General features: G+C 65.6%; 38 protein-coding genes and 1 tRNA gene. 10 read left to right on the plus strand and 29 right to left on the minus strand.

Annotation, left to right across the window (positions count from 1 at the left end):
- Positions 1–221 precede the first annotated feature (221 nt).
- The 8 genes from ssuD (at position 222) to HWX55_RS05515 (ending at position 5,328) form a co-directional block, all read left to right on the plus strand.
- Positions 222–1,379: an FMNH2-dependent alkanesulfonate monooxygenase gene (gene ssuD, locus HWX55_RS05480; RefSeq protein WP_175974535.1), complete on the plus strand. Its 1,158-nt coding sequence runs from the start codon at positions 222–224 to the stop codon at positions 1,377–1,379.
- A 16-nt stretch (positions 1,380–1,395) separates the two neighbouring features.
- Positions 1,396–2,208 (plus strand): aliphatic sulfonate ABC transporter permease SsuC, encoded by an 813-nt coding sequence (gene ssuC, locus HWX55_RS05485; RefSeq protein WP_050012554.1) that lies wholly within the window; start codon positions 1,396–1,398, stop codon positions 2,206–2,208.
- Positions 2,205–3,164: an ATP-binding cassette domain-containing protein gene (locus HWX55_RS05490; protein WP_175974537.1), complete on the plus strand. Its 960-nt coding sequence runs from the start codon at positions 2,205–2,207 to the stop codon at positions 3,162–3,164. Before ssuC ends, HWX55_RS05490 begins: the two co-directional genes overlap by 4 nt.
- A 56-nt stretch (positions 3,165–3,220) precedes the next feature.
- Positions 3,221–3,436 (plus strand): TOBE domain-containing protein, encoded by a 216-nt coding sequence (locus HWX55_RS05495; protein WP_006476104.1) that lies wholly within the window; start codon positions 3,221–3,223, stop codon positions 3,434–3,436.
- Positions 3,437–3,583: 147 nt separating this feature from the next.
- Positions 3,584–3,781 (plus strand): hypothetical protein, encoded by a 198-nt coding sequence (locus HWX55_RS05500; RefSeq protein ID WP_050012556.1) that lies wholly within the window; start codon positions 3,584–3,586, stop codon positions 3,779–3,781.
- A gap of 55 nt (positions 3,782–3,836) precedes the next feature.
- On the plus strand, positions 3,837–4,082 hold the full coding sequence (locus HWX55_RS05505; protein ID WP_175974539.1) for a hypothetical protein: 246 nt from the start codon (positions 3,837–3,839) through the stop codon (positions 4,080–4,082).
- Positions 4,083–4,211: 129 nt separating this feature from the next.
- Positions 4,212–5,198, plus strand: coding sequence for a tRNA dihydrouridine(20/20a) synthase DusA (gene dusA, locus HWX55_RS05510; protein WP_244140489.1), 987 nt, complete (start codon positions 4,212–4,214; stop codon positions 5,196–5,198).
- 54 nt (positions 5,199–5,252) lie between these two features.
- Positions 5,253–5,328: transfer RNA gene (locus tag HWX55_RS05515), tRNA-His, on the plus strand.
- Positions 5,329–5,416: 88 nt separating this feature from the next.
- Here the strand turns inward: HWX55_RS05515 and HWX55_RS05520 are convergent.
- From HWX55_RS05520 to HWX55_RS05555, 8 genes are read right to left on the minus strand one after another with little or no spacing between them, the layout of a single operon-like run.
- On the minus strand, positions 5,417–6,451 hold the full coding sequence (locus HWX55_RS05520; RefSeq protein WP_175974543.1) for a tyrosine-type recombinase/integrase: 1,035 nt from the start codon (positions 6,449–6,451) through the stop codon (positions 5,417–5,419).
- Positions 6,448–6,654: a DUF4224 domain-containing protein gene (locus tag HWX55_RS05525; RefSeq protein WP_059584299.1), complete on the minus strand. Its 207-nt coding sequence runs from the start codon at positions 6,652–6,654 to the stop codon at positions 6,448–6,450. Before HWX55_RS05525 ends, HWX55_RS05520 begins: the two co-directional genes overlap by 4 nt.
- A 1-nt stretch (position 6,655) precedes the next feature.
- Positions 6,656–7,327: a hypothetical protein gene (locus HWX55_RS05530; protein ID WP_244140490.1), complete on the minus strand. Its 672-nt coding sequence runs from the start codon at positions 7,325–7,327 to the stop codon at positions 6,656–6,658.
- A gap of 29 nt (positions 7,328–7,356) precedes the next feature.
- Positions 7,357–8,442, minus strand: a complete 1,086-nt coding sequence (locus HWX55_RS05535) for a phage Gp37/Gp68 family protein (RefSeq protein ID WP_175974547.1) — start codon at positions 8,440–8,442, stop codon at positions 7,357–7,359.
- Positions 8,435–8,938 carry a hypothetical protein gene (locus tag HWX55_RS05540; RefSeq protein ID WP_175974548.1) on the minus strand — a complete coding sequence of 168 codons (504 nt, stop codon included), beginning with the start codon at positions 8,936–8,938 and terminating at the stop codon, positions 8,435–8,437. Before HWX55_RS05540 ends, HWX55_RS05535 begins: the two co-directional genes overlap by 8 nt.
- On the minus strand, positions 8,935–9,315 hold the full coding sequence (locus tag HWX55_RS05545) for a hypothetical protein (RefSeq protein ID WP_175974551.1): 381 nt from the start codon (positions 9,313–9,315) through the stop codon (positions 8,935–8,937). Before HWX55_RS05545 ends, HWX55_RS05540 begins: the two co-directional genes overlap by 4 nt.
- The gene (locus HWX55_RS05550; RefSeq protein ID WP_175974553.1) at positions 9,312–9,548 is read right to left on the minus strand and encodes a hypothetical protein; all 237 of its coding nucleotides are present in this window, start codon (positions 9,546–9,548) and stop codon (positions 9,312–9,314) included. The genes HWX55_RS05545 and HWX55_RS05550 overlap by 4 nt, the downstream gene beginning before the upstream one ends.
- Positions 9,545–10,105 (minus strand): hypothetical protein, encoded by a 561-nt coding sequence (locus tag HWX55_RS05555; protein WP_175974555.1) that lies wholly within the window; start codon positions 10,103–10,105, stop codon positions 9,545–9,547. The genes HWX55_RS05550 and HWX55_RS05555 overlap by 4 nt, the downstream gene beginning before the upstream one ends.
- Positions 10,106–10,141: 36 nt before the next feature.
- Between HWX55_RS05555 and HWX55_RS05560 the strand changes: the two genes are divergently transcribed.
- Both HWX55_RS05560 and HWX55_RS05565 read left to right on the plus strand, forming a co-directional pair.
- Complete coding sequence (locus HWX55_RS05560) at positions 10,142–10,351, plus strand: hypothetical protein (RefSeq protein ID WP_023474754.1); 210 nt, start codon at positions 10,142–10,144, stop codon at positions 10,349–10,351.
- Positions 10,352–10,365: 14 nt separating this feature from the next.
- Complete coding sequence (locus tag HWX55_RS05565; RefSeq protein ID WP_175698534.1) at positions 10,366–10,644, plus strand: hypothetical protein; 279 nt, start codon at positions 10,366–10,368, stop codon at positions 10,642–10,644.
- Here HWX55_RS05565 and HWX55_RS05570 read toward each other — a convergent pair.
- The 21 genes from HWX55_RS05570 to HWX55_RS05670 all read right to left on the minus strand — a co-directional run bounded on the left by HWX55_RS05570 (position 10,636) and on the right by HWX55_RS05670 (position 24,538).
- Entirely contained in the window at positions 10,636–10,836 is a 201-nt protein-coding gene (locus HWX55_RS05570; protein ID WP_175698533.1) for a hypothetical protein, read from the minus strand. The genes HWX55_RS05565 and HWX55_RS05570 overlap by 9 nt on opposite strands.
- Positions 10,833–12,158, minus strand: a complete 1,326-nt coding sequence (locus tag HWX55_RS05575) for a hypothetical protein (RefSeq protein WP_175974557.1) — start codon at positions 12,156–12,158, stop codon at positions 10,833–10,835. The genes HWX55_RS05570 and HWX55_RS05575 overlap by 4 nt, the downstream gene beginning before the upstream one ends.
- Before the next feature lie 5 nt (positions 12,159–12,163).
- Positions 12,164–12,586, minus strand: coding sequence for a hypothetical protein (locus tag HWX55_RS05580; RefSeq protein WP_244140491.1), 423 nt, complete (start codon positions 12,584–12,586; stop codon positions 12,164–12,166).
- Positions 12,583–12,810 carry a hypothetical protein gene (locus HWX55_RS05585; RefSeq protein WP_244140492.1) on the minus strand — a complete coding sequence of 76 codons (228 nt, stop codon included), beginning with the start codon at positions 12,808–12,810 and terminating at the stop codon, positions 12,583–12,585. The genes HWX55_RS05580 and HWX55_RS05585 overlap by 4 nt, the downstream gene beginning before the upstream one ends.
- A gap of 47 nt (positions 12,811–12,857) precedes the next feature.
- A complete protein-coding gene (locus tag HWX55_RS05590) occupies positions 12,858–14,768 on the minus strand; it encodes a DNA cytosine methyltransferase (RefSeq protein WP_175974561.1) in 1,911 nt (636 codons plus the stop codon).
- A gap of 46 nt (positions 14,769–14,814) precedes the next feature.
- Entirely contained in the window at positions 14,815–15,813 is a 999-nt protein-coding gene (locus tag HWX55_RS05595) for an RNA-directed DNA polymerase (RefSeq protein ID WP_175974751.1), read from the minus strand.
- A 343-nt stretch (positions 15,814–16,156) separates the two neighbouring features.
- Positions 16,157–16,513, minus strand: coding sequence for a four helix bundle protein (locus HWX55_RS05600; RefSeq protein ID WP_175974563.1), 357 nt, complete (start codon positions 16,511–16,513; stop codon positions 16,157–16,159).
- A 14-nt stretch (positions 16,514–16,527) separates the two neighbouring features.
- Positions 16,528–16,992 carry a DUF1566 domain-containing protein gene (locus HWX55_RS05605; protein WP_175974565.1) on the minus strand — a complete coding sequence of 155 codons (465 nt, stop codon included), beginning with the start codon at positions 16,990–16,992 and terminating at the stop codon, positions 16,528–16,530.
- Between the two features lie 30 nt (positions 16,993–17,022).
- Positions 17,023–17,385 carry a DUF1566 domain-containing protein gene (locus HWX55_RS05610; protein WP_175974567.1) on the minus strand — a complete coding sequence of 121 codons (363 nt, stop codon included), beginning with the start codon at positions 17,383–17,385 and terminating at the stop codon, positions 17,023–17,025.
- An 89-nt stretch (positions 17,386–17,474) separates the two neighbouring features.
- Positions 17,475–18,098 carry a 1-pyrroline-5-carboxylate dehydrogenase gene (locus tag HWX55_RS05615; protein WP_175974569.1) on the minus strand — a complete coding sequence of 208 codons (624 nt, stop codon included), beginning with the start codon at positions 18,096–18,098 and terminating at the stop codon, positions 17,475–17,477.
- Positions 18,095–19,861, minus strand: a complete 1,767-nt coding sequence (locus tag HWX55_RS05620; protein WP_175974571.1) for an AAA family ATPase — start codon at positions 19,859–19,861, stop codon at positions 18,095–18,097. The genes HWX55_RS05615 and HWX55_RS05620 overlap by 4 nt, the downstream gene beginning before the upstream one ends.
- Positions 19,858–20,739 carry a DNA translocase FtsK gene (locus tag HWX55_RS36300; protein WP_175974573.1) on the minus strand — a complete coding sequence of 294 codons (882 nt, stop codon included), beginning with the start codon at positions 20,737–20,739 and terminating at the stop codon, positions 19,858–19,860. Before HWX55_RS36300 ends, HWX55_RS05620 begins: the two co-directional genes overlap by 4 nt.
- 30 nt (positions 20,740–20,769) lie before the next feature.
- Positions 20,770–22,056: a hypothetical protein gene (locus tag HWX55_RS05630; RefSeq protein WP_244140493.1), complete on the minus strand. Its 1,287-nt coding sequence runs from the start codon at positions 22,054–22,056 to the stop codon at positions 20,770–20,772.
- Between the two features lie 10 nt (positions 22,057–22,066).
- Positions 22,067–22,876, minus strand: a complete 810-nt coding sequence (locus HWX55_RS05635; protein WP_175974575.1) for a PD-(D/E)XK nuclease family protein — start codon at positions 22,874–22,876, stop codon at positions 22,067–22,069.
- Positions 22,873–23,172, minus strand: coding sequence for a KTSC domain-containing protein (locus tag HWX55_RS05640; RefSeq protein ID WP_175974577.1), 300 nt, complete (start codon positions 23,170–23,172; stop codon positions 22,873–22,875). The genes HWX55_RS05635 and HWX55_RS05640 overlap by 4 nt, the downstream gene beginning before the upstream one ends.
- Before the next feature lie 93 nt (positions 23,173–23,265).
- Positions 23,266–23,409 carry a hypothetical protein gene (locus tag HWX55_RS05645; RefSeq protein ID WP_175974579.1) on the minus strand — a complete coding sequence of 48 codons (144 nt, stop codon included), beginning with the start codon at positions 23,407–23,409 and terminating at the stop codon, positions 23,266–23,268.
- Entirely contained in the window at positions 23,406–23,573 is a 168-nt protein-coding gene (locus tag HWX55_RS05650) for a hypothetical protein (RefSeq protein WP_175974581.1), read from the minus strand. Before HWX55_RS05650 ends, HWX55_RS05645 begins: the two co-directional genes overlap by 4 nt.
- On the minus strand, positions 23,570–23,746 hold the full coding sequence (locus HWX55_RS05655) for a hypothetical protein (protein ID WP_175974582.1): 177 nt from the start codon (positions 23,744–23,746) through the stop codon (positions 23,570–23,572). Before HWX55_RS05655 ends, HWX55_RS05650 begins: the two co-directional genes overlap by 4 nt.
- Positions 23,746–23,991 carry a hypothetical protein gene (locus tag HWX55_RS05660; protein ID WP_175974584.1) on the minus strand — a complete coding sequence of 82 codons (246 nt, stop codon included), beginning with the start codon at positions 23,989–23,991 and terminating at the stop codon, positions 23,746–23,748. Before HWX55_RS05660 ends, HWX55_RS05655 begins: the two co-directional genes overlap by 1 nt.
- Positions 23,988–24,338, minus strand: coding sequence for a hypothetical protein (locus HWX55_RS05665; protein ID WP_175974586.1), 351 nt, complete (start codon positions 24,336–24,338; stop codon positions 23,988–23,990). The genes HWX55_RS05660 and HWX55_RS05665 overlap by 4 nt, the downstream gene beginning before the upstream one ends.
- The gene (locus tag HWX55_RS05670) at positions 24,335–24,538 is read right to left on the minus strand and encodes a hypothetical protein (RefSeq protein ID WP_175974588.1); all 204 of its coding nucleotides are present in this window, start codon (positions 24,536–24,538) and stop codon (positions 24,335–24,337) included. Before HWX55_RS05670 ends, HWX55_RS05665 begins: the two co-directional genes overlap by 4 nt.
- Between the last annotated feature and the right edge of the window lie 24 nt (positions 24,539–24,562).

A 24,562-nucleotide genomic window follows, 5' to 3' on the forward strand; every position in this document is an offset into this window, starting at 1 on the left:
GCGGAAAACCTAAGCTCAAAAAAATCGTTCCAAAGCCCTGTACCGGTCCCTAGACTGATTTCCCAGAAACAGCCGTGCAATCGCGTCCTCGTCCGCGGCACGGCCTGACCGGCGAGCCATCCCGATTCGAATGCACACCATGCATGCGTCGCTCATCCGCGACGCGAGCAGGGCGATGTCTTTTTTAAATTTCGGCAGTGACAGTCAAGCAGGAGCAGCAGATGAATGTGTTCTGGTTTATCCCCACGCATGGCGACAGCCGCTATCTCGGCACGGCCGAAGGCGCGCGCGCCGCGGACTACGATTACTTCAAGCAGGTCGCCGTGGCGGCCGACACGCTCGGCTACGATGGCGTGCTGCTGCCGACCGGCCGTTCCTGCGAGGATGCGTGGGTCGTCGCGTCGAGCCTGATTCCGGCGACGCAGCGCCTGAAGTTCCTGGTCGCCGTGCGTCCCGGCATCGCTTCGCCGGGGCTGGCCGCGCGGATGGCCGCGACGTTCGACCGCCTGTCGGGCGGCCGACTGCTGATCAACGTCGTCACGGGCGGCGATGCGGCCGAGCTCGAAGGCGACGGCCTGTTCGCCGATCACGACACGCGCTACGAGATCACCGACGATTTCCTGAACATCTGGCGCGGGCTGCTGACCGCGTCGCACGACAACGGCGGATTCGACTACATCGGCAAGCACCTGCAGTCGAAAGGCGGCAAGGCGCTTTATCCGCCGGTGCAGCATCCGCATCCGCCGCTGTGGTTCGGCGGCTCGTCGCCGGCCGCTCACGCGATTGCCGCCGATCACATCGATACCTACCTGACCTGGGGCGAGCCGCCCGAGGCCGTCGCGAAGAAGATCGCCGACATCCGCGCCCGCGCCGACGCGCGCGGCCGCAAGATCAAGTTCGGCATCCGCCTGCACGTGATCGTGCGCGAGACCGAGGACGAAGCATGGCGCGACGCCGAGCGGCTGATCAGCCGGCTCGACGACGACACGATCGCGCGGGCGCAGAAGGCGTTCGCGAACATGGATTCGGAAGGCCAGCGCCGGATGGCCGCGCTGCACGGCGGCAAGCGCGGCGGCCGCGAGGCGCTCGAGGTCTATCCGAACCTGTGGGCCGGCGTGGGGCTCGTGCGCGGCGGCGCCGGCACGGCGCTCGTCGGCAATCCCGAGCAGGTCGCCGCACGCATGCGCGAATACGCGGATCTCGGCATCGAGACGTTCATCCTGTCCGGCTATCCGCACCTCGAGGAGTCGTATCGCTTCGCGGAACTCGTGTTCCCGCTGATCAAGGGCAAGGGTGTCGAGAAGGCGGCCGGTCCGTTGTCGGGGCCGTTCGGCGAGATCGTCGGCAACAACTATCTGCCGAAGACGAGCCAGAGCTGAGCGACGGAGGCTTGCGATGACAACGAAAACGTCGAAGACGGGCGTCGCCGTGGCCGCCCGCGCATGGCGCGGCGTCGCGCCGTGGCTCGTGCCGCTCGCGTTGCTGGTGGTGTGGGAAGTCGGTGCGCGCACCGGCTGGCTGTCGACCCGCGTGCTGCCCGAGCCGGTGGCGGTCGTGCGCGCGGCCTGGTCGCTCGTGACGTCGGGCGAAATGTGGGCGAACGTGAAAGTGAGCACGTGGCGCGCGCTGTTCGGCTTCGCGATCGGCGGCGGCGTCGGCCTCGCGCTGGGGCTTGCGACCGGGCTGTCGAAGGCCGCCGAGGTCGCGCTCGACTCGACGATCCAGATGATCCGCAACATCCCGGCGCTCGCGATGATTCCGCTCGTGATCCTGTGGTTCGGCATCGACGAGAAGGCGAAGCTGTTCCTCGTCGCGCTCGGCGTGTTCTTCCCCGTCTACATCAATACGTATCACGGGATCCGCTCGGTCGACGCGAACCTGATCGAGATGGCGAAGAGTTACGGCGTGCGCGGCTTCGCGCTGTACCGCGACGTGATCCTGCCGGGCGCGCTGCCGTCGATTCTCGTCGGCGTGCGTTTCGCGCTCGGGCTGATGTGGGTGATGCTGATCGTCGCGGAAACGATCTCCGCGCAGTCGGGCATCGGCTACATGACGATGAACGCGCGCGAATTCCTGCAAACCGACGTGGTGGTGGTCGGCATCCTGCTGTACGCGGTGCTCGGCAAGCTGGCCGATGTGCTGGCGAAATGGATCGAGCGCGTGACGCTGCGCTGGCACCCCGCCTATCAATCAGGAGCAAAGGCATGAATGCGACGACTTCGGCGGCCGCCTACGGCCCGCTCGCCGGCGCAGACCTCGAGGCCGAGTTGGCGCAGGCCCGCGTCGCGGACGGCGATGCGCGCGATGCGGCCATCCTCGAACGTGACGGCGGCGCATCGGTCGTGCCGCTCGCGCGGCGGCGCGCCGGCGGCCCGGCATCCGACGACGCGGTCACGCTGTCGGGCGTCAGCAAGCGCTTCGGCGCCCGCACGGTGCTCGACAACGTCGAGCTGAACATCGCGCGCGGCAGCTTCGTCGCGATCGTCGGCCGCAGCGGCTGCGGGAAATCGACGCTGCTGCGTCTCGTCGCGGGACTCGAGCAGCCGAGCAGCGGCGCGCTCGTGACGCACGGCGATGGCGGCGGCGCGCTCGATACGCGGATCATGTACCAGGATGCGCGCCTGCTGCCGTGGAAGACCGTGCTGCAGAACGTGATGCTGGGTCTCGGCCGCGGCGCGCGCGATCAGGCCCGCGCGGTGCTCGACGAAGTCGGGCTGCTGGAACGCGCGAACGACTGGCCCGCGCAACTGTCGGGCGGGCAGCGGCAGCGCGTCGCACTGGCCCGTGCACTCGTGCACCGGCCGCAACTGCTGCTGCTCGACGAGCCGCTCGGCGCACTCGATGCGCTCACCCGCATCGAAATGCACGCGTTGATCGAGCGCCTGTGGCGCGAGCATCGATTCACCGCGCTGCTCGTCACGCACGACGTGCAGGAAGCCGTCGCGCTCGGCGATCGCATCCTGCTGATCGAGCAGGGGCGGGTGGCGCTCGACCAGCCGGTGCCGCTCGACCGGCCGCGTGCCCGCGCGTCGGCGGCCTTCGCGGCACTCGAGGATCGCGTGCTGAAACGCGTGCTTGCCGGCGGCCCCGGCGCGGCCGATCAAGACACGCAGCATGAAGCAGACAAGGTTCGACCGGTCGGGCAGATCCGCTGGGCCGTTTAATGCCGGGCGGCTCCGGCCGCCCGTTCTGAGACTTTTTCTTCGGAGCGATCATCCCGATGAGCATCACCGCAATCAACGTACGTAACCAGTTCAAGGGCAAGGTCAAGGAGATCATTCGCGGGTCCGTGGTCTCCGAAGTCGACGTCGAGACGCCGTTCGGCATCGTCACGTCGGTGATCACCACCCGTTCGGTGGACGAACTCGAACTGAAGGTCGGCGCCGAAGTCGTCGCGCTCGTGAAGTCGACGGAAGTCTCGATCGCGCGTCTCTGAGCGCGCGCGTCGCGCGTCGGTGTGGCGCCGCCGGGCAGGCAACGTGCCCGGCGGCGCCACATTGCATTCGTGGAGCGCGTTTGCCTCGGTATTCGACCGCCGAACGAAGTGCTAGGATGGAACGACACCGATGCCGGAGGCGAACGCATGACCCCCATCCTTTCCCCCGAAGCCATCGAGGCGCTGAAATGGATCGACCAGTTCGGTGACAGCCGGCCGGTTCCCGCCGCGTTCAATGACGTTATCTATGCGTTGCTGAACGACGGGCTGATCTATCAGGCGACGGCCGACCGGGTCGACCTGACGGCCGATGGCCGGTCATTTTTGTCCGACGAATACGATTGAGCGCGCGGCGCCGGCCGCGTAGTCGGCTTGGCGCGGCGTCGCCACGGAGCGTGCGATGGAACCGAGAGGCAGCGACCTCGGCGATTTCAGCGAGCCGTACCGCGGCTTCGAGATCGAGGTGAAGACCGAGCAGGTCTGGGACGGCGAGCATGCGCACTACCGCGTGCTGCACGGCGACGCCGTGCGGATCGACTGGCGGCTGGTCAAGGTCGACGGGGTGCTGTTGACCGAGCGGCGCGTGATCGAGCGCGTGTTCGACGAGGCACGCCGGGCGGTCGATGCTGAGCTGGGGGACCGGTAGCGCGCGTGTCGGGCGGGCATGGCCGGGATTGCGGTAAAATGCCCGGTTGTTTCCGTGCCGCCTGGCCTGTACCCGAATTCCATGTCCGCTCCGTCCTCGCTTCCTCCCCGCCGTGTATCGGTCGCGCCCATGCTCGACTGGACGGACCGTCATTGCCGGTCGTTCCACCGCACGCTGACGCGCAATACGTGGCTGTATACGGAGATGATCACGACGGGCGCGCTGTTGTTCGGCGACGCCCAGCGGCATCTTGCGTTCACGCCGAGCGAATCGCCGGTCGCGCTGCAACTGGGCGGCAGCGAACGCGACGACCTCGCGCGCGCGGCGAAGCTCGGCGAGCAGTGGGGCTACGACGAAATCAACCTGAATTGTGGGTGCCCGTCCGAGCGCGTTCAACGCGGCGCGTTCGGTGCATGCCTGATGAACGAGCCGCAGCTCGTCGCCGACTGCGTGAAGGCGATGCGCGATGCGGTGTCGGTGCCGGTCACGGTCAAGCACCGGATCGGCGTCGATGCGGTCGAGGACTACGCGTTCGTGCGCGACTTCATCGGCACGGTGGCCGAGGCCGGTTGCGAAACGTTCGTCGTGCATGCCCGCAACGCGATCCTGAAGGGGCTGTCTCCGAAGGAGAATCGCGAGATTCCGCCGCTCAAGTACGACTATGCGTATCGGTTGAAGCGCGATTTTCCGTCGCTGGAGATCGTGATCAACGGCGGCATCACGACGCTCGATGAAGTCGCGCAGCATCTGGAGCACGTCGACGGCGTGATGCTCGGCCGCGAGGCGTATCACAACCCGTACGTGCTGGCGGAGGTCGATGCGCGCTTCTACGGATCGAGCGCGGCGGTGCCGACGCGCGAAGCGGCCGAAGCGCAGCTGATCGCGTATTGCGCGGCCGAGCTGAAGCGCGGCACCTACCTCGGCGCGATCGTGCGGCACGCACTCGGGCTGTATCGCGGCATGCCGGGCGCGCGTGGCTGGCGTCGCGTGCTGTCCGACAACAAGAAGCTCGCGCGCGGCGATCTGGCCGTGTTCGACGAGGCACGCGCGCATCTGAACGAAGCCGAAGATTTTTTTGAAAAAAAGGCTTTGCAAGATTCAAAAGTGTTCGTATAATCTTGTTCTTCGCTGCTGAAACAAAACAGCGAAACGAAGCAAGCAGTATCAGTGGTGGCTGTAGCTCAGTTGGTAGAGTCCAGGATTGTGATTCCTGTCGTCGTGGGTTCGAGTCCCATCAGCCACCCCAAAGAATTCCTAGTAGTATCAAATAGTTAGAAACGGCACTGAGATTTTATCCAGTGCCGTTTTTGTTTTGGAATTCCACAAAATGGAATTTAAAGCGCCTTGCGCTTCACGATCTTGTTGCGATCGTAGACGCGCGCAGTAGTCGCCGGATTCGCGTGAAGGTCAGGCAATGTGCCTCTCTCGTTCTTGAATTGCGTAGCGTAGTATGCGCGCAGGTCATGGAAGGTGAATCGGCAGGCGATGATCTTCGCCTCGATCGCCTCGTTCATCAACTTCCCCCAGAACCCCTTGAAGCCGTCGCGCGTGTAGTGCGTGCCGAACTTCGTCGTAAAGACATAGAGACACTCCCTATCGCCGCGCACGGCCTCCAGTCGGTCGAGCAGTTCGGCGAGCGGCGGCGTGATTTCGATCTGCTCAATGACCTCGCCACGTTTCTTGCCGCGCTGCTTCGCGCGCTTGACGCGAATGTGACCGGCCTTGCGATCGACCTGCGGCCATGACAGGTCGAGGAATTCGACTTTCCGGTTGCCGGCGAGCGCCGCATATTCGGCGGCCATGCCGATCATCGCGCGCTGGCCGCCTTGCGCGGCGAGCCACGACGTGAACGCGTGAAGCTCGGCAGGATCAGCGGTTTCGGTGCGAGGCTGCTCCTCGTTGCGCCGAACCTCGCGGCACGGGTTAGTTTTCGCCTGGCCGAACTCGATTGCGAGGCCGATCAAGTTCGAGAGCAGGGCGATCTCGCGGTTCGCTCGTACCGGAGCGTCCTTTCGTTCCTTGCGGAGATAGCGAGCGACGTCGGGCGCTTCGATATCGGATGCGCGCGCATCCTTGAACCTGAGGAGCAGCGGGCCCGAGCACTGCGTGTAGTCTTTTCGCGTGTCAGGCGAGTAGCGCTTCCAGCGGTCCGTTTCCTGAAACTCCTCCCAGAGCTTGCCGATCGTGCCGGTGTCGCCGGCCGCGCCGATGATGTCGAGTACCTTCCGTATCGCGGCGACCTTATCGGTGCCAAGGCTGATGGGTTTTGCGCCGACTGGGTGGTAACGGTAGCTGATTCCCTTTTTGCGCGGGATTGCTTCCATGCGCGGCAGCAAGCCATCGCGCAAGATGTTCTTCTTTCGTTTCATACCGCCGTTTGCCAGTTGATGGAGGTTTTGCGCCTGGGCACTTCATCGCGACGATTCACCTGTTCCCACGTGAGCATCGGATGTCCGTCGGCTTTCCGCGGCGCATCGATGCCCAGCGCCTTCTTGATCCAGCGCGCCTGCGCCGCTCCCTGTTTCAGGCCGCCCGTCAGCTCGACGAGCTCGTCGTTTGTCACGATCGGCATATCACTCTCCCGCGCCGAGGCGCTTGAACTCGACGACCCAAACCCACGGGTTCACGTCCCAGCCATGCCCGCGCGCGGCGTTCAGGCTGTCCCACAGGTCATGAAAGGCTCGGATGCTCGGCGGCCGGAAGGCTCCGGCGCTGTAGCCGCGCATGTGGTGGTCCTCGATGGTCACGCCTTCGGCGCGCGCATCGGCCTCGCTGATGCTCTGCAGGCGTTCGGCGCGCACGCCGGTGATCTCGAGCGCGATGCGCGACGCCCAGCGCGGCATGTGGATGGATGGCGACCAGCCACGTGATTCCTTGGCATCGAGCGCCTGGAACGTGTCGAGGCCGATGTCGACCTCGGCGCGGCCGTCGTCGGCCTGGTAAGCGATGCCGGCATAGCGGCGCATCGAGCGGCCGCCTTCGAACGTCTCGGTGCCGATGCGTCGCACCTCGTGCGTTTCGCGAACCCATAGCCGATCACCGACGTCACCGTGCGGGCAGACGTAGCAATCGCCGGTACGCGTGTGCCAGATTGCGGCCAGTTCTGGCGCGGGCGTTCCGCCGGCATACTTCACGGATCCGCCGCCGGCCTTTGTCGATTCCCACACACCGAGCGGGTTGTTGTGCGGCAGTTTGATGATGCGTCGGGTTTGCGTCTTCCGGCCTTCGAGTATTGCGCGCACCATCGGGCCGCTGAACAGGATAGGGCGCTCTTTCATCGTACCTCCGGAAATTCGTCGTGCGTGCGGCCGTCGAGATGGCGGCCAGCGGCGCGCTTGCCTGCGCGATGAACCATGGACCAGCCATCGCCGCTCGTGGCGCCACGCGGGTAGTCGTCGACGCGATTGCCGCCGGCGGCGACGCGGCCGTCAAGCGCGATCCCAGCCGTTTCGATGCGGCCCGCGCCAAAGTCGCCCGATCCTGGCGCCCATTCACCGTGCTGCTTGAATAGGAACGGCACGCCGTAGGCCGCGCACTGGTCGCGAAGATCGCGAGGCCATTCGGGGTGCATCGGCCGCGCGCCGTGGCCGCTTTCGCCGCCGACGATCACCCAGTCGATTTTCGGCGAGCTGTAGCCCATCCCGTCCTCCGCGTATTCGGTGGTGGGACCGTGGATCCACGGCGCGTCGGCAGGGCAGTCGGCACACGACTGCATTTCTTGCATGCAGCAAACACCCGTTGGATCGAACCACGCTCGAAGATCGACCGGCCCAAGCAGCGGCTCCATGGATAGGAACCGGCGGCGCGCCGGCGTCATGAGCAGTTTTTCGATGTCGCGGTCGGCCTCGGCCTGGTTCACGATCGTCGCGCCGAGCCAGACGTTGGCCGGCGGTTCGCCATCAACCCAGCACGCAAGCCAGTTGGCGAAAGTTCCGCGGATGCCGTAGTGCTGAGCGATCGATAACGCCTCCGACAACATCGGGCGCACATTGCTTATCCGCTTCGTTAGCATCAGCCAGTCGAGGTTCGGCGTGGATCGGATCAGATCGAACAGGTCGACCCGCCATGCCGGATCAACAGCGTTGTCGAACACATCGGCGAGCGACGCGCAGAAGACGCGCTGGCGCCGGCCGTGCGCGGCGAAGAACTCCGCGTGCTGCGCGTTCCATCGAAGCGGTTGACGCCACGTGGCCGCCGACGTGCGCACGCGCTCACCGTGCGGCCCCCAGACGACCTTGTGCATGCGCTTGTCCATCAGCTGCTCGGCGTAGCAGTGGTCGCACCCGGGCGACACCTTCGTGCAGCCGATGAACGGATTGAAGGTGTGGTCTGTCCATTCGATATTCGAGTTTTCAGCCATTACGCTTTCCTCTCCGCTTGGCATTGACCCGCGCCCAGTACTCCGGGCCACGCGGGGCCCGCGCCTTTTCGCGCAGCTTCATGCAGGCTCGGCAGTGGCGCGTGCCATTTCCGGCGACGTAGGTGTTCTGCTCGTCGAAGGCATGGCCGCGAATGCAGTGCGTCTGGTTTGCGCGGGCGCTGTCGCGCTTCGCATGGCACGACGTGCACACGGCCTGCACATCGAGGTGATGCTCGGCCGCGTAGCCGAGGTGGTGGTCGTACTCGTGCCGCCGCTCGCCGATCGCGTAGATGTGACCGCAATCGACGCAGGGCAAATCGTTGGGGTGTGGCCGCCGGCCGGTTCGTACTTCGACATTGACGCGCTGGCGAGCCTGCACTTTGTCACCGTCGCGCGCCGGTGTGGCTGCTGGGCCGGGACGCCCGGTGGCCGGATTGATGCGCGCGGGCGCCGAAGGCGTCGAGTCGCACCACTCGATTTTAGTGTTCTCGCTCATGGTCTGTTGTCCGCGCCGCAGTGGCGGCAATTTTCAAGGTATCGCTGTCGATCGCTGACGAAGCGTCCACAGCCCGAGCAGTTGAGGGTGTACGCACGCGGGAGCTTTCGCTTGGGCTGCAGGGCGATCCCGGTGCCGCGCAGCGCCTCGTCGCGCCTGATGTACTGCACGTCGACGGCCGGGCGCGTCTTCGCGTCGATGTACTCCTTCGGCCACGGGATGTCCGTCTCGCGGATGTTGTGGTGCTGCTGCGCGTCGTCTCTGGTGAAAAGCCGAGCTTTGCGCAGATCGGTCGTATAGCCGTCGGGATCGGCCCACCACAGCACGTCGTTGCCGACGAACGAACGGCTGTCCTGAAGGTAGAAAAGTGCGGTCATATCTGGATGTCGACGTATTTGGTGGTGAGGCGCGCTTCCTCGCTGTGGTGTCGGCGATAGACGATACGAATGCCGCCACCGAGGTCGAGCGGCCGGCCGCGGCCGTTGTCATCGTTCAGCTCCGCCTGGTGGTCGCAGCAGACCGAGCGCAGTGTGTCGGCGAGGGCGGGTGGATCGGCCAGCAGTCGAAGCAGGAAGTCGTGGTTGATCTCGATGATGGTTCGCGTGCTCATGCCGCAAGCTCCTCGTCGTCGACGTCCATAGGCTGCTGAAAAACACGGCCGCGCTCGCCGACTGGGATCGTCACAAGACCCGCAGCGGCGAGGAACGGATTGCGCTTCATGGCGTCGCGCGCCGCGCGCGCAGCTTCGGTTTTGATAGCGGCCGGGCACGGCACGTCAGGCCCGGTGCCGACCGTCCAGACCGCCCGCCACTGAGCTCGGCCGACGGGCGGGATCCAGTCGACGATCTGCACTTCGGTGCGGTGAATCGTCAGCAGCTCGCTGACGCGCTGCTGCGAGACACCGCAGCGTGCCACCAGTTCGCGAACCGACAGGCGCTCCGTTTCGAGAATGGCGCGCATGCGGTCCCATGCCGGCGTTGCGCATACCTTGCGGTCGCGCTCTGGTCGCCTGACCTTCAGCACTCGAAGGGCAAAGGTCTGGACCGATTTCCGCGAGCGTCGCGGAAACGCTGCGTACAGAGCCTTGGCTGGGATGGAAGACGGATAGAGGCGGGCGAGCAGGAGCGCCTCGGCGGTCGTCCACAGGTTGTGTGTCGACGTCGACATGCTACGATTCCTCCGGATTTTTCCAGCGAGCACCAGATGAAGACGGTTTTCCTGATGCGTGGGTACGAGATGAACTGCACGCCACGCCCGACCGACGACGGCAAGTTCGCCGCGCAGGTCGAAGTGACGAAAGTGGGATTCAGCCGCGAGGCGGCGTTTCGGAAACTCGGCGAATTCGACACGGAAGCCGAAGCGGTTGCCTATGCGAAGCAGTTTTCCGAAGAGTGGTTGACGCGATACGCGTGATCGGGAGGACCGATATGACCAAGGCTGAATTTCGCACGCTCGTATTCGAAATCGCGCAGGAGAAACGCTTGCGTGTCGACGAGATGCAGGACGGTAAGGCGAGGATCTGGTTCAACGAAAAAAGCCAGAAATTCCTCCATGCCGATCACATTGACGCTTTGTACGATCGACTGCGCCATCCGAACCTCTCGACGCGGGACATCAACGTTGCGATCGAGAGCGCCGCACCAGGGCGCCCCTGTACCCACCGAGGCATGCGCGAGATCTACGCGCAGATTCATCGATCATCGTGAGATGGGGGGCGGTTCTGCCGACGCGACGCATGCGGTGCATACGCCGCGCCACTCGCCGGTCGCGTCGTGAACGTCCCCCGTTCCGTCGCAGGCCGAGCAGCGCAGCGTCAGCTCCGGATACAGCTTCTCGCGCAGGTGTGGGGGCAGCTCGGCCGCGCGGATCGCGAACACTTCGACGTCGGTCAGCTTCATTGGATCGCACCCGCTGCGATCGCGTCGACGGCTTCGGTGAACGTTCGATATTCGTTCTCGCGCGACCACCACGCAAATATCGAGTACCGCTTGACCCACATCTCGGACGTTGTGTTGACGCCTATGTTGTCGGTGAGATTCGGGCTGGAGAACGCGACGGCTGGCGTACGTTGAATCACACGGCGCTCCGTGCGTTCGACATAGACCTCCGGCTCACCTTTCTTCATCAGCGTGCGCCAGCGCGTGCCGTCCCGCTGATCGTCGGGCGACACCTCGGCGCGGGGCTCCGGCTGGCCCGGATGGGCGGCTCTGATGCAAGCGTGGGCGAACGCGTGCACGCTTGTCGCGTAGATGCCTCCAGCGGCGTTCCGGTGTCCGTCGTTCGCGATCGCGTCGATCTGCTCGTCCGTCAGCCGCGCCCGAGCGTCTGCCTGGGCGGCGTTCTCGATTGCTTCTAGAGCTTCACGCCACGGATTGTTGACGTTCGAGTGCTCGCCGATCTCGAAGCCTAAATACGTGGCAATCGCGTTCGCCAGCTTGTCGGCCCATTCGCAGTAGTTGTCGCGCTCACGCAGCGTTTGGTCCCACAGTTCATCATCGGTCGGGCGAGCGTCTGCCTGCGCGGGAGGCTGCGGGGCGAACGGGTGAAGCCCGACGCGCCAAACGACAATGCCGCCGATCTCAAACGACACTGACCACGTATCTGCGGCCCATTCATCCTCGTCGGCTAGCGCTGCTGCGTACTCGGCGCGCACGTCGTCGGGCGCATCCGATGCAGGGCAGTACATCATGCCGAGCACGGCATCGAGCAAGTCATCGCGGCGCGTGACGATCTTCGCTTCCGGAATGTCAGTTTCTCCATGACCGATAACGATGAAGCAGTCGCCGGACACTTCCGCCACCGGTTCAGCCGCCTGCGCAGGGACGGCGGCGCGGTCGCGCCGGCAGGAACCGTCCGTGCGCTGCTCGCACGGGCCCACGCCGCTGCACATGCACGGCGTCGGCACACCAGCCAGCCGCGCGCGCAGCCACATTGCGACGTCTTCGCCCTGCTGGCATCCGAATTCGCTGCAGATTCCATGCAAGAGGTTCAGATTCACGCGCACCGCGTTGTAGACCCAGCGGGCAATCGGACGCAGCAGATCGCCGTCCTGCTGCGGCTCGATGGCGTCGAGCAGGTCGCGCACGATCTTGACGCTCGCCGAACGGTCGCTCGTGAGTTCGTCGATGTTGTCGCCGCCATGCTCGGCGTCGTAGTGGTGGCGGATGAACTCGCGCAGCTGGTCGACGGTATAGCCGCCGTACGTGTTGGTGGTCATCATCGTCCTCACTTGACGGAGATATCCGGCACGATCACCGAAGGCTTGAATACCACCTTGTAGTGGTAGGTGCTCGCCGGAGCGGGCTCGAGCTGCTCGATGAAGTACGTCACGTTATTCGACAGTCCGAGGAAGTGCTTCTTGTACTCGTTCGGACCGGTTTTGCAGATAATCGCGAGCTTCGTATCGGTGCTGGAGTTGTCCTTCGAGCAAAGCCCCTCGATGGTCAGCATGTACTCGCCAGTGAACCCGTTGTAGAACACGATGCGACGATTGATCTGGAAGTTGTCGGCAGCAGTCGACAAATTCTTCGACGCCACGTCGGCGTCAGAGCACCCGGCAGTTACGATGCTGCCAACCAGGGCGGCAACGATCAGCAGCCGAGCAGATGAGTTCGAGTGATGGGTCATGGTGTGAGCCTCGGTGGTCATGCGAATAAGTCGCCCTGTTTTTTGCCGCTCGATTCCGCGAGATGCGTAGGGCAGAAGTGGGTATCGGCGCCGACCAGGTGCGCATGCACCGCGCACAAGTGCCGGTCGCACGTCTTGCCCGGCTTCGTCTGGAAATCGCACTGGTAGCCGCTCGGCGCGTTGCAGCCCTCGACCGAGCAGCGACGCTCGCGCTTGCGACCTCGCGTGCAGATGATTCCGGACATGCCGCCGGGAAGGCGAAACGGAGTGCAGGGCATCAGGAGCCTCTGAGTTAGAAGGGCTGCGGCGCGACGGTCAGCGCGATCGCTATCGGGCGCACCCAGACCGGCGTCGACGAAAGCTGGAACGTCTCGCCGGATTCGGCGAGCAGCAGCGTCGTGCCCATCGCCTCGGCGATCGCCTGCGCGGCGTCCGGCGGCACCGCGTTGCCGATGCGCTCGCGCCACGCCTGGTCGGACAGTCCGTCGAGCTCGAGATACTCCTCCGGCTCCACGAGAGATTGGAGGACGGCCAGCTCGAGCGTGGTGAACGGCCGGTGCCAGGTGCCGTCGAGCGCGCGGATCACGGCGATGGTCTTCTCGTTCGCCGCGGGCAGGCGCGGATCAGCGACGGACCAGCGCCCGTTATCGTGGCCGGCGGCAGCCGACACCGCGCCGCTGTGCTGGTCCCAGCCGACCACGCCGTAGTGGCCACCAGTCAGGTACGCGTCGCCGCGCTCGCGGCGCATGCCCGGGCGCGGGTCGGCTACGGCGAACGCGCCTTGACCGCTGTCGCTGCGCGCGATGACCGTGCCGGCGGGCTCGTCGAAGCCTGTCACGCGGTACTTGCCGGCGCCTTCGAAACCGGTGCTCGCGCGCGGATCGGCGACCGCGTACGCGCCCTGGTCATCGCCGCCGATGACCGTCCCGGCGTGACCGTCCCATTCGGTCACCTTGTACTTGCTGAACAGTGGGCCGGCCGGCGGCCGCGGATCTTGCACGCATTGACCAGTGCCGTGCGCGCTGGTGACGGCGCCGGCGGCGTCGTGCCACGGAACGATCCGGAATTCGTTGTTGTGCTTCGCCGGCCCCTGGTGGCGCGGGTCCGCGACGCTGAAGGTGCCTTGCCCGGGCGACTTCTGGCCGGTGATCGTGCCAGCGTGGTCGTTCCAGTCGAGTACGCCGTACTGCTGGTATTGCGCGGCGTCGGCCGGCCCGCGCGGGTCCGCTACCGAATAGGTGCCATTCCCCGGGCGGCTCGCACCGGCCACCACACCGCACGGTTCCTCCCAGCGGTTCACGCCGAGCACGCCGTTGTGCATGTCCGGCACGATCAGGTAGTCGCGCAGATGGCCGTTCTCGACCGCGAGCTTGTCCAGGCTGCGCCAGTCGCTGCCGGCTTCGACGAATGCGAGGCGCACCCACGTTTTCCACTGCAACGACGGCACGCGGTGCATCGGGCCGGCGGCCTCGACGTCGCCCGGCAGCGGCATGCGGCCGAGCAGTGTGCCGACGCCCTGCAGGCGCTTGACCGGCGGCTCGTACAGGCACGCCGGCACCTTTTCCATGTGCCGCGCCACGAGCAGGAATCGCTTGCGGCTCTGTGCCAGCCCGCCGATCACGCCGCAGTCGTGCGTCGTTTCATTCACCGCGTAGCCGTAGTGCCGAAGAATTTGGCCGATTTGGTCGAGCAGGTGGCGGCCGCGCGTCGCGAGCCGGGGGACGTTTTCGAACACGATCAGTTCGACCGGATCGTCCTTCCATGCCTCGCACATCAGCCACACGCACCGCAGCGTCAGCTCGTTGAGCGCCTGGTACTTCGGCGTGCGGCTGAGCCGCTCCGAGAGCAACCCGGACGCCCCTTTGCACGGCGACGAGATGAACACGCAATGCGGGTGCTGGTAGCCGGCGGCGCGCCGCACGTCTTCGGGGGTGGCCTCGCGCCAGCCGGCCGGCGGCTCGGCGCCGTGGAACGCGGTGTACTGCTCGCGCGTGAAGAGGTCCATGACCGTGCACGGCGTGCCGACCAGCGTTTCGAAGTCGCGCGCGGCCGCCGGGTCGTTGTCGATCCCGCCGATGCAGCGCCACGTCGCGGTCATGTTGCCGACGCGGGACGTGGCTTTGGTGAAGCCCTTGGCGCCGCCGCCAAGGCCGCAGCAGAAACCGAAGCTGTTGTAGACGCGAGCCGTCAAGTCTTGTTTCATTCTAGATCTATCCTCGGTGGTCAGCCCCAATGGCTGGGTGCTCGGCTTAGCCGAAAGTCTTGGTGAGGTCGCGATCGACGGCTTTGCCGAGCGACCGGAGCAGATTCGCCAGCCCTGCTCGATCGTGATGGCTAGCGGTCGCCTGGCGCAGCAGGCCAAAATACGAATTCGCAACGGGCATAAGGTCGGCGGCCGGTGTTTCGGCGATGCGCCGCAACGCTTCATTGCGCGTTCGCTTCCGCGTCTCCCGGCGCCACGGCTTGATGACCTGCCCGACGAAGTCGATGCCGCGGTCGATTGGTTGCAGGATGGTCTTGCGTGGATTGATCCGAGCGCCGAGCCGTTCCGGCAGGAAATCCGTGACATCGGCGAGGATCTCGTTCAAGCGCGCCGGCGAGGCGTGCAGGAACACGAAGTCGTCGACGTATCGGATGTAGTGCCGCGCGCCGAGCACGTGCTTCGCGCGCTGGTCGAGCACGTCGAGGTAGACGTTCGCGAAGAACTGGCTCGAAAGGTTCCCGATCGGCAGGCCGAGGTCGGACGCCTGTTCGAGTAACCGTTTATGGGGCGGCACGAGCTGCATCATTGCCGGGTCGCCGTGGTATTCGAAGTCGCCCCGTGGATCGTGCATCAGCACGCGATCGGTCAGCGCGCGCCAGAACGGCTCGGGGATCTTCGCGAGCAGCAGGTCGCGCAGGATCCGCTTGTCGATACTGACGAAGAAGTTCGCGAGATCGCATTTCAGGTAGAACGCGCGCTTCGACCAATTCTGCGTGATCGACCGCACCTTCGCTTCGAGGCGCTGCGCGGCGTATAGCGTGCCGCGCCCCTTGATGCAGGCGCATGAATCGGCGATGAAGGACCGCTCAAAGCGCGGGCCGATCCGGTTGTAAAGCAGGTGGTGCACGATGCGATCGCGAAACGCAGCCGCCCAGACCTCGCGCGGCTTCGGTCGCGTGATGACGAAGCACTTCGAGCGGCCGGGCATGTAGCTGCCGTCGGCCAGCTCGTCGTACAGGCGGCGCAGGTTCCGTTCGAGCCGCATCTCGAACGCGAGCGCCGCATTGCTGTTTCGCTTCGTCCGCCGGCAGTCGAGATATGCTTCGACCAGTTCGGCGAACGATAACGGCCCTCGATCTGCGGACGGCGCGGGCGCGCAACTCGTTGTTCTGGTGGTTGTTGTTCTGGTTGCCATTGTTGAAGTTCTGGTACCACGCCCAGCCGGAGGTATCGTGCGATCTACGTCGCCCAGCCAATTTCTCAGCCGGGAAACTGCGCTGGACCTTTCCGCACGCCGGCGGCCGGTTTCCTCATTGCGCATGGCGGTGGCCTTGTGAGCCAGCGGCACGACCAGATTGATTTATCGCTCAGCCGCGAAGGCCTTGACCTTAGCGGAGCGGGCGACGGTTTGCGGCGTTCTTCCAGCCGTTGGCCTGCTTCCCGATGCTCGTCGTTTTCTCGACGGCGGCTGCATAGCCGTCACGGGCGATCAGGCGCTTGTCCATGCTGAGACGAAGCAACAACTCGATCACCTGCAGGCGCTCGAGCAATTCAGCGAGATGGGGCGCTTTGTCGGCCGCGACGTTCGCGCGGAACACCAACACCATGATCTCGATGCATTCCGCGCTGATCTTCTCGCCGATGCTGCGCTTGAAGTCGCGGGGCATGTTCTTGACCAGGCTGGTGGCGTCATCGAGCAGCCCGTAGGCCGCTCGATATATCGGGAGCTGGTTGTGCAGGGCCACGGTGGGTCAAATGATCAAAAGACTGAAGGGATAAATCTGCGGACGGCGCGGGCGCGCAACTCGTAGTTCTGGCGGAGGTCGTCCTGGAGGCCATGGAAGAAGTGCTGGTACCACGCCCAGCCGGAGTTCGATTCGTGACGTTCGCTGGACCAGTACCAGCTCGGCTCGAACTCTCCCTTCAGGTTCGCGAACAGGAGCGATTGCTCCCGCCGCGTCGGCAGTTCGCCGCCACGTTCGGCGGCCCATGCCTTCGCCGCTTCCCAGTCCAGATCTTCGGCATCGCCCGGCAGGAGAATCAGGTAGTGGCTCAGCGAACCGTCTTCGAGAAGGATCTGCCCGGCGATGCGCTCGCCGGCCGCGAGCGGTACCGTGGCGGCGTCGACGTGGTACTCGGTCGCGCGCGGCTGCTTCTTGAACTCGTCGATCAGCGCGCCGATGCGCGCGTGATCTGCTTCGATCTGTTCCAGCGTGATCGTCATTGCATGCTCCGGTTGTGAATGGATGAAGGGTTAAATCGACAATCTGCGGACGGCGCGGGCGCGCAACTCGCGGCTCTGGCGGGTGCCGTTCTGGTAGCCACTGGTGAAGTGCTGGCACCACGCCCAGCCGGCATAATCCGGATCGTCGTCGGGCGTGTTCGACCAATAAGCGGCCTTTTCGAACAGGTCGCGGTGCAGTTCGTAAGCGATCACGAGCTCGGCGCGAGTCGGCAAATCACCCCCGATGCTCTTGGCCCAGTCCATCTGTTCCTGCCAGGTGGCATCGTTGTTGTCGCCAGGCAGCAGAATCGTGTGCGTGACGTCGCCATTCTTGTCGACGAAGCCGCCAAGGTAGATCTCGCCGTCGGCGAGCGTGGGAAGCTGGATCTGCATGGTTTCTCCGGAAAAGAGAAGGGCGCCGATCGGCGCCCTTCGAATGCCGCGCGGACCGAGGTAAGCCGCGCGGGTTAGGCTCTGTTGAATCAGCGTGGCATCCACTGCGTGCCGCGCACGATCCGGCCGACCGGTTCGAGCACAAGCACTTCCGACTCCTTCTCGCTGCGCACGAGCGCGCTGCCGCGCCGCTGGGCTTTCTCGAGCGATGCGTGACGCCGTGGTTTGCAATACCTGCCGACCGTCACGAACAGCGGCGCCCGTGCGCCGACGGGACCAAGCGTCAGCTCGTCGATGCGCGCTTCGAGCGCCGCGGCGTTCGCGCGCCAGGTGTCGGCCTTCAGTTGCGCGGCGTCGCGCTCGGCGGTGAGGCGCTCAACGTCGGCGCGTAGGTCCGCGATGATCCGCGCGGCGTCGATGACGCGGGCATTCGGATCGACCGAGTCGTCGACCAGGCCGACCGAAACCAGCTGCGGCGCTACAGCGGCCGGTGGCGCGTCGCCGGCTGGCGTGGCCGGCTGCGCTGCGCGCGCGAGCCAGTACACATACTCGTTGCCGCCGCCGGCCCGCTTTTCGCGCTCGACAATCGCCTCGCCGAGCATCCGGTTCAGCTCCTTCGTCACGTCGAGATGCGGGAGCCCGGTTCCGGTCGCCACGGCCTTCGCCGTGGCTTCCGACGTCTCGGCGAGATACTTCTCGATGTCCTCTCTCACGCTGCCTCCCGTATTGCGTGCTGCGCGGCCGGCGCGACCTGACCGTCCTCGACCCAGAATGCTTCGATGGCTTCGGGCAGGCTGCCGGGCGGCGTCTTCAGGCTCATGAACACGAGCGCGGTTTCGATCTGGTTGCTGTACGCGAGATCGTCGAGCCAGTAGAGCAGCCGGTCGCGCTCCGGGCCGACCAGGACGTCGGCGCGATCGAGCACGAGCAGCTTCAGGCCCGAGAAGTGGCTGATCGCCGCGGCGATGTGCGCGTCGACGCGCCAGCGTTCCGATTCGGAGAGCAGGGCATACGCGCGCCCGTCCGCAAGAACTTCCATCTCGGGCGTGATCGTCACGTCGGCCCATTCGGACATCTCGGCGAGGTCCGTCAGGCGCTCATTCATCGGCGTGAGCGCTTCGCTGAGCAGGTCGGCCGGGATACCGTTCGGTGCGAGCGCCTCGGCGATCGCCTCGTACGCCGCGACGTCGTCGTGCAGCGCCGCAGCCTGCTTCGCCAGATCGGCGGCACCGGTGGCGCGCCGCTCGATTTCGCGAAGCGTCGCGATATCGGTGTCGAGCTGCTTGCGACGGCGCTGAAGGTCGGCCAGTTCCGAGCGCGCGGCGTCGCCGCTCTCGCGTGCGGCGGCCGCGCCGCTGTCCTCCGCGTCGTCTTCGAGCGCTCGTAGTTGCGTCGCAGCCGCGTCGGCCGCTTCGACATCGCGTTTGCGGTTGGCGGCTGCGTTTTGCAGCGTCTTCAGGCCCTGCTCGTACTCGGGCAGTTTCGCGGCAGCCTCATCGTCGCGCGTGCCGGCTGCTGCCGCCGCCGACAGCACGCCGTTGAGGTAGCGCAGGAGCGCGCCGCACTCGGGGCACGAGCATTCGGTGCCGGCCGGCGCCGCGCCGGCGCGCACCCGAAGCGCTTCGACCTTGGGCAGAAACTCGGCGACCTGCTCGTCGGCCAGCTGCGCGAGTTCGACCGCCTTCGCGTAACCGGCGGCGCGCGTACGCAGATCTGCGATCTTCGACGCGCGGGCACGTGCAGCCGTGTCCGCCGCATCGGCCGCGCCGATCTGCTGCTGCAGGTCGCCGATCCGGTCGTCGAGCGCCGCGCGGTCGCCCGTGAGCTTCCGCAACGCAGCTTCGTCGAACTCGACCGCCGCCGGCCGCCACGTCGCTCCCTTCTGACTGCCGTACGTCTCGCCGGTCGCGTTGCGCCACGACTGCTTCGCGCCGCGCGCGCGGTCGGCCGCTTCCTTCTGTCCCGCTTCGAAGCCTGCGCGCAACATCGGCGTGATCGCCGCGAGCCGCGCGGCGGCCGGTGCCGGCACCGCATCGGCGCGGAATCCGAGCTTGCCCAGCAGACGCGCACGCATTTCGTCTACGCCGATCTTCACGCCCATCAGGTCGTACAGGAACGCCCGGCGCTCGGTCGCGCCGAGGTGTGCGAACCGCTGGGCGTCGAGCACCAGCGGCAGGCGCGGATCCTCGGCGAGCTCGCGCTTCAGCTTGCCGGACGGCAGCATGACGCTGTTCGCCTGCTCGCCGCATGCGACAACGATCTGGCCGCCGTCGGCCCCCTCGGTGACGAGCGAGCCGTATTCCTTCTTAAGCGCGACGCGCACGGTGTCGCCGGTGAGCGCCATGCGCACGGCTTCCTGCAGGCTGCTCTTGCCGGCGCCGTTCGGGCCGGTGAAGAGGGCGACGGGTTTCGCGAGCCGGAGGTCCGCCGTGCGGATCCCGAGAACGTTCGCCACGTAGATGTCGGTGATTTTCACGATTCTTCTCCCTGCGTTCCGCGCGGCCGCAGAACCGTGCGGCCGCCGTCCGACTCCATCGCGCTGACGATGCCCTTCGCTTCGAGCAGCTCGACCAGCCGCGCGGCGCGGTTGTAGCCAATCTTGAACTGGCGCTGCACGCTCGAAATCGACACTTTCTGCTGTTCGATCACAAACGCTTCGACTTGGGCGTACAGCGGATCCTCGTTGCCGGAGGCGGCTTGTTCCTCGTGCCACTCCTTCCAGCCCTTCACCCATGCGATGCACAGCTCGCCGGCCATCACAGGGCATTCGCTTTCGGGCTTGCCTTCGGCGGCCGCCTGCCGGCCGGCCTGATGCTGTTCGTCGATCTGCGCTTGCATCGGGCCGTCGCCGAGCTTCGGCACCTCGCGGAAATCGGCGTCGACCACGTCGCTGTCGGGTTTGTCGCCGTCCATCCCGTCGCCGTCGTTGTCCGTGTACTCGCGGCCGAGGTCCAAGCCGCGCTGATCCGATTCGCCGCGGATCTCGTCCATGCCGCCGGTGTGCTCGTCGGGGTTTGCGACGACGACCAGGACGGCTTTTCCGCTCGCCTCGTACAGCTCGTGCAGGTTCGGTTGCGAGCCGCCGAATTTCACGACCGCCTTGACTCCGTCCTTGATCGTGATCTGGTCGAGGTCGCCCTGAACGACGATGCGGCCATCGCTCGCGATCAGGTGCGTCGCCATCTTCACGTTGTGCTCGACGCGTGCACGCATCCGGTCGATGACGTCGTTTTGCTTCTTCTCGGACAGCTTCACCCAGACGTCGGGCATCAGCTTCATTTCGGTCACCAGCGCGGAAAGCAGGTCTTTGCCGATGCTGTCGGCGGTCATCTGGAGGACGTTCTTGTCGGTCATGTCGAAATCCTTGGCGGCGGGAGGCGCGTGTTAGTCGGCGTTGATCGGGCCGCGCGGCCGGCGGCCGGCCGGCGCGGTCGTTTGGGAAGATGCCTTGCCGGCGGCCGCCTGTTCAGCTGCCGCCGTGATGGCGCGCATGCGCGCCGAGGCGCGGGCGTTCAGTTCGGCCTTCGCGGTTTCGTCCGGTACGCCGGCGATCGCGCTGCGGGCGAGGTCGAGGTCTTCGGGCGACTTGGCGGACTCGATGTCCTCGCGAATACCGCGTACGAGGCCGGCGGCATCGAATTCGAAACCGCCTTGACCATGGTTGCCGTCCTCAGGCGGCCCGTCCTGGTCGTCGACCGGATCGGCTTGGGCGGCCGCCGGCGACGCGCCGTGCGTGTGCGATTCCGTCGCGGGTCCCGTTTGCGGCTGCGATGCGCCGCGCGGAACTTCGTCGGCGGGCTCAGCGCGGCCGCCGCGCAGCTCGTCGAGGGTCGTGCTGTAGACCGTGTAGGACCCGTCCGGGGAGACGTCGACGACATCTGCCTCTTCTTCGGACGTGCGACCCATGCCCATGACGATGTCGGGCGCGTGGATGTTGCCGAAGAAACTGCCAGCGCGGTACTGGAACATCAGCGTGCGTAGCCCGGTCTGCCACTTCGATCCTGCCTTCCCGTACCAGCCTTCCTCGACGACCATTCGCATGCTGACCGGCGCCGATTCGATCACGGGCATGCCGATGTCCCGGTACAGGTCGAGCATGCGGCCCGCGTACTGACGAACCTGCTCGGGTGCGAGGCGCGGTTCCGGTGTGCCCCGCGGGAGCGCCCAAGCGATGCACTCGATGTCATCGACCTCGACCTCGCGCTCTTCGAAGATCGGCTTTCGAGCCTGCTGATTCCAGCCGGTCTTTTCCTTGTACTTCGCCGAGATCTTGCCGCGGCTGATCATCTGGAAGCGCAGCGGCGTGAAGCGGCCCGATGCGTTGATGGCGGCGATCACGAACTTGCCCGACCACCGCAGCTTGCCCTCGATCATGTCGGCGTTCTGCATCACGGCAGTGATCGACATGCGAACGGCGCGCGCGACCTCGATCGCGACAAGACAGTTGCCGATCGCGGACGGGTTCTCGACCCAGATTTCCTCGCCGTTCGCCTTCTTCAGGTTGTGCGACCGGAACTGTGCCGGAACGGCGTCGCTGCTCGCATATGCCTTGGCGATGCGGTTGGCCAGGACAAAGCCGCGCTCGGTGAACATGTCGACAGCTTGGTCCGGCATCAGCGCCGGCACGCCGCCGGCTGCCTTCACTTCGCTCAGTTGTGCGGGTGCATTCATGGGTGCCTCGTTACTCGTGGAATTTGCAGACGCCGTGCCGCGGGCAGTACTTCGCGTCGCAGAGCAGCGATTTCGGGTTGGGATAGAAGCGACCAGTGCGGAACATGTCGGCCGCGAATTCGATGAGGCCGGGCTCGTCCTCGGTGCCGATCATCACGCGCTTGGCGTCCTTCACCGATGCGGTGGCGACCTCGGGCGTGCCCTTGGTTTTCAGGCCGATGATCTCGGCGGTGTCGGCGATCAGCTCGCCAGTCGTGTGCTCGTAGAGCATCTCGTAGGTGCCGATCTGGGGGCCGTGTCCCTTTGTGACCGCCACGCCTTTCTGCACCGCGGCTGAGCCGCTCTTCAGGTCGGCAATGCCAGGGCCGAGCGCAGTGCGGCGCACGCGCGCCCGGTCCATCGTGCCGGTCAGGCGAATCGTGATGCCGCCGCCGCAGTCGATTTCGAGCGGCTTCGTTTCCATCTCGACGGCGATGAAGTTGTACCGCGGTGCAACTTCGAGGCAGTACTTCGTCGTGAGCGAGAGCCCGATGCGCTCGGCCTCCGTCAGGCTCAGGTCGTCGCGCGCCGGGTCGAATTCGTTCTCCGGGTCGCGCAGCTTGTCGACGAAGGCACCGGCAGCGTCGTCGACCGTCAGGCCGGAGCCGTCGAGGCGCGCCTGGTCGAAGACGGCCGTGCCGGCATGGATCGCGGTACCGAGCGCCGCGCGCAGGCCGACGACATTGCGCATCTTCATGAGGTGGATGCCTTCCCAGCGATACGCGCAATCGAACAGGCCGGCCCAGCTCGACGCCCGCACGGTATAGACCGAGGGAGTCATGCCGCACCCGCGGTTTCGGCGTCGATGTCCGCAGCCGGTGCCGGCATCTTCTCGATGCATACGTACGGGAAGCGATCGGGGAACGGCTTGATGTGCTTGTAGAAGTGCGAGCCGATCGAGTCGGCGCCCTTGAGCGCATCAAAGTTCGCTTGCGTGAATCGGCTGTAGTGGTACAGCGACGTCCGCGCGCCGGTCTTGCGATCCTTGAAGCGGACCGCGAGCGTTTCGGATTCGGCGTCGTAGCCGATGCTATGGATCTGCGACGACTCGACGGGTTGGGTGTCGATGGTTTTCATGTCTTGGAACTCCAGATAGAACGACGAGAGGCGCGCATCGGTCGACGCGGCAGATGGCGGACAACGTGGTGTCGATGGGTGCGACGGCGGCGCTTAGAGGATTCCGAAGCGCTTGCAGAAGTAGTCGATCGCGATCGCGATAACTGCAACCGCGATGAAGGTCGCGAGAACGAGCGCCCGGGCAGCACGCGGATGCTGACGCTCGAAGAAGTCGGCGTGGTCGGTGAAGCGGCTCATGTGGGCCTTGTGACGAGTGCCGTGATGGCCGTGCCGTCCGCGTTGAGCCGGGCAAGCACGAACGTGCACACCGCGGCGATCGCGAGCGCGACGAGGTAGCCGGCTATGGGATTCCATTCGAACACCCGGTCGAGCAGCGCGCCGAGGAGGTCGAAGGGCGTCATCCGAGGCTCCGCAGGTAGGGGCCGGCCAGGTCAGCGCCGAACCAGAGCGCGCCGATCGCGACGCCGTACGCGAACGCCCATGCCGAGCCTTCGATCACGTAGCGCAGGCGCGATACAGGCGATTGCCTGTATTGACGAAATACAGGCTGCAAGCTGTTGAGGGGTGAACGCATTACCGATTCCTCCGTAGATTCCGCTCGGCAAACGTCGAGACGTTGTGCTTTGTCCGGGTGAGGATCTGATGCGCGAGCGCCTCGCTGCCGACCATGGCGATGCCGAGCGCCGTCTTGCTGATCAGCATTTCCATCACGTTCGCGAGCGCGTCCGGATTTCCGTATGCCCCGCAGTTGCGCACGTAGTCGGCGATCAGCCTTTCGGCGAGGTCGCCGCATTGGGCGGGGGATTTGAGGGTGCTCATCGGTCGATTCCTGCGATGGTGATGTGGCGAACGGGATCCGACACAGGCATGGGCGCGCGGAAACCTGCCTTCGCCAGCGCGTCGTCGACAACGGCGCGGATACCGGACGTGAGCACGGTCTTCGACGCGACCAGGTGCAGTGCGTCGATCAGGTGCGCCATCGGTTGAAGGTGCGCGTCGAGCGACCGATCGGCCGCGAGCGAGCGCGCGTAAGCATCGGCCGACTCGGTTTCGCCCGCGTCGGACGGCAATTCGCCGTACGCGAAGCTCGAATCGGCCCGCTCCTGAGCGAGTTCCTTCGCGCGCTGCAGCCAGACTTGACCGAGCGTGTGCTTGATCTCGTTCATGCTTCACCTCTCGATTCGTTCGAGCGCTCGATCAGCGTAGCGATCGTGATTCGTGTGAACTCGCTATCAGGCGCGTAGCCGAACCACTCGCATGCGGCGACGACGCCGACCGCTCGAATCGCGTTTTCGAAGGCGTCCATCGGCGTCCTTTCGGGGACGGCCGGAATCTCGCGCGGGCCGCCGTCTTTGATCTCGTCCATGTGGTCCCTCGGTGTGGTGCGCGG

The sequence above is a fragment of the Burkholderia sp. BCC1047 genome (assembly GCF_902833155.1).
In the GTDB taxonomy this organism is placed as follows: domain Bacteria; phylum Pseudomonadota; class Gammaproteobacteria; order Burkholderiales; family Burkholderiaceae; genus Burkholderia; species Burkholderia sola.

Coding starts and splice junctions, on each gene's coding strand:
- HWX55_RS05540 (WP_175974548.1), bottom strand. CDS start 8,938: ATGAGCGAGAACACTAAAATCGAGTGGTGCGACTCGACGCCTTCGGCG.
- HWX55_RS05565 (WP_175698534.1), top strand. CDS start 10,366: ATGACCAAGGCTGAATTTCGCACGCTCGTATTCGAAATCGCGCAGGAG.
- HWX55_RS05645 (WP_175974579.1), bottom strand. CDS start 23,409: ATGAGCCGCTTCACCGACCACGCCGACTTCTTCGAGCGTCAGCATCCG.
- HWX55_RS05610 (WP_175974567.1), bottom strand. CDS start 17,385: ATGCAGATCCAGCTTCCCACGCTCGCCGACGGCGAGATCTACCTTGGC.
- HWX55_RS05555 (WP_175974555.1), bottom strand. CDS start 10,105: ATGTCGACGTCGACACACAACCTGTGGACGACCGCCGAGGCGCTCCTG.
- dusA (WP_244140489.1), top strand. CDS start 4,212: ATGCTCGACTGGACGGACCGTCATTGCCGGTCGTTCCACCGCACGCTG.
- HWX55_RS05595 (WP_175974751.1), bottom strand. CDS start 15,813: ATGCGGCTCGAACGGAACCTGCGCCGCCTGTACGACGAGCTGGCCGAC.
- HWX55_RS05670 (WP_175974588.1), bottom strand. CDS start 24,538: ATGGACGAGATCAAAGACGGCGGCCCGCGCGAGATTCCGGCCGTCCCC.
- HWX55_RS05535 (WP_175974547.1), bottom strand. CDS start 8,442: ATGGCTGAAAACTCGAATATCGAATGGACAGACCACACCTTCAATCCG.
- HWX55_RS05495 (WP_006476104.1), top strand. CDS start 3,221: ATGAGCATCACCGCAATCAACGTACGTAACCAGTTCAAGGGCAAGGTC.
- HWX55_RS05590 (WP_175974561.1), bottom strand. CDS start 14,768: ATGAAACAAGACTTGACGGCTCGCGTCTACAACAGCTTCGGTTTCTGC.
- HWX55_RS05585 (WP_244140492.1), bottom strand. CDS start 12,810: ATGTCCGGAATCATCTGCACGCGAGGTCGCAAGCGCGAGCGTCGCTGC.
- HWX55_RS05505 (WP_175974539.1), top strand. CDS start 3,837: ATGGAACCGAGAGGCAGCGACCTCGGCGATTTCAGCGAGCCGTACCGC.
- HWX55_RS05650 (WP_175974581.1), bottom strand. CDS start 23,573: ATGACGCCCTTCGACCTCCTCGGCGCGCTGCTCGACCGGGTGTTCGAA.
- HWX55_RS05560 (WP_023474754.1), top strand. CDS start 10,142: ATGAAGACGGTTTTCCTGATGCGTGGGTACGAGATGAACTGCACGCCA.
- HWX55_RS05550 (WP_175974553.1), bottom strand. CDS start 9,548: ATGAGCACGCGAACCATCATCGAGATCAACCACGACTTCCTGCTTCGA.
- HWX55_RS05660 (WP_175974584.1), bottom strand. CDS start 23,991: ATGAGCACCCTCAAATCCCCCGCCCAATGCGGCGACCTCGCCGAAAGG.
- HWX55_RS05520 (WP_175974543.1), bottom strand. CDS start 6,451: ATGAAACGAAAGAAGAACATCTTGCGCGATGGCTTGCTGCCGCGCATG.
- ssuD (WP_175974535.1), top strand. CDS start 222: ATGAATGTGTTCTGGTTTATCCCCACGCATGGCGACAGCCGCTATCTC.
- HWX55_RS05575 (WP_175974557.1), bottom strand. CDS start 12,158: ATGATGACCACCAACACGTACGGCGGCTATACCGTCGACCAGCTGCGC.
- HWX55_RS05635 (WP_175974575.1), bottom strand. CDS start 22,876: ATGACTCCCTCGGTCTATACCGTGCGGGCGTCGAGCTGGGCCGGCCTG.
- HWX55_RS05530 (WP_244140490.1), bottom strand. CDS start 7,327: ATGGTGCGCGCAATACTCGAAGGCCGGAAGACGCAAACCCGACGCATC.
- HWX55_RS05655 (WP_175974582.1), bottom strand. CDS start 23,746: ATGCGTTCACCCCTCAACAGCTTGCAGCCTGTATTTCGTCAATACAGG.
- HWX55_RS05640 (WP_175974577.1), bottom strand. CDS start 23,172: ATGAAAACCATCGACACCCAACCCGTCGAGTCGTCGCAGATCCATAGC.
- HWX55_RS05545 (WP_175974551.1), bottom strand. CDS start 9,315: ATGACCGCACTTTTCTACCTTCAGGACAGCCGTTCGTTCGTCGGCAAC.
- HWX55_RS05500 (WP_050012556.1), top strand. CDS start 3,584: ATGACCCCCATCCTTTCCCCCGAAGCCATCGAGGCGCTGAAATGGATC.
- HWX55_RS05570 (WP_175698533.1), bottom strand. CDS start 10,836: ATGAAGCTGACCGACGTCGAAGTGTTCGCGATCCGCGCGGCCGAGCTG.
- HWX55_RS36300 (WP_175974573.1), bottom strand. CDS start 20,739: ATGACCGACAAGAACGTCCTCCAGATGACCGCCGACAGCATCGGCAAA.
- HWX55_RS05525 (WP_059584299.1), bottom strand. CDS start 6,654: ATGCCGATCGTGACAAACGACGAGCTCGTCGAGCTGACGGGCGGCCTG.
- HWX55_RS05580 (WP_244140491.1), bottom strand. CDS start 12,586: ATGACCACCGAGGCTCACACCATGACCCATCACTCGAACTCATCTGCT.
- HWX55_RS05665 (WP_175974586.1), bottom strand. CDS start 24,338: ATGAACGAGATCAAGCACACGCTCGGTCAAGTCTGGCTGCAGCGCGCG.
- HWX55_RS05490 (WP_175974537.1), top strand. CDS start 2,205: ATGAATGCGACGACTTCGGCGGCCGCCTACGGCCCGCTCGCCGGCGCA.
- ssuC (WP_050012554.1), top strand. CDS start 1,396: ATGACAACGAAAACGTCGAAGACGGGCGTCGCCGTGGCCGCCCGCGCA.
- HWX55_RS05605 (WP_175974565.1), bottom strand. CDS start 16,992: ATGACGATCACGCTGGAACAGATCGAAGCAGATCACGCGCGCATCGGC.
- HWX55_RS05630 (WP_244140493.1), bottom strand. CDS start 22,056: ATGAATGCACCCGCACAACTGAGCGAAGTGAAGGCAGCCGGCGGCGTG.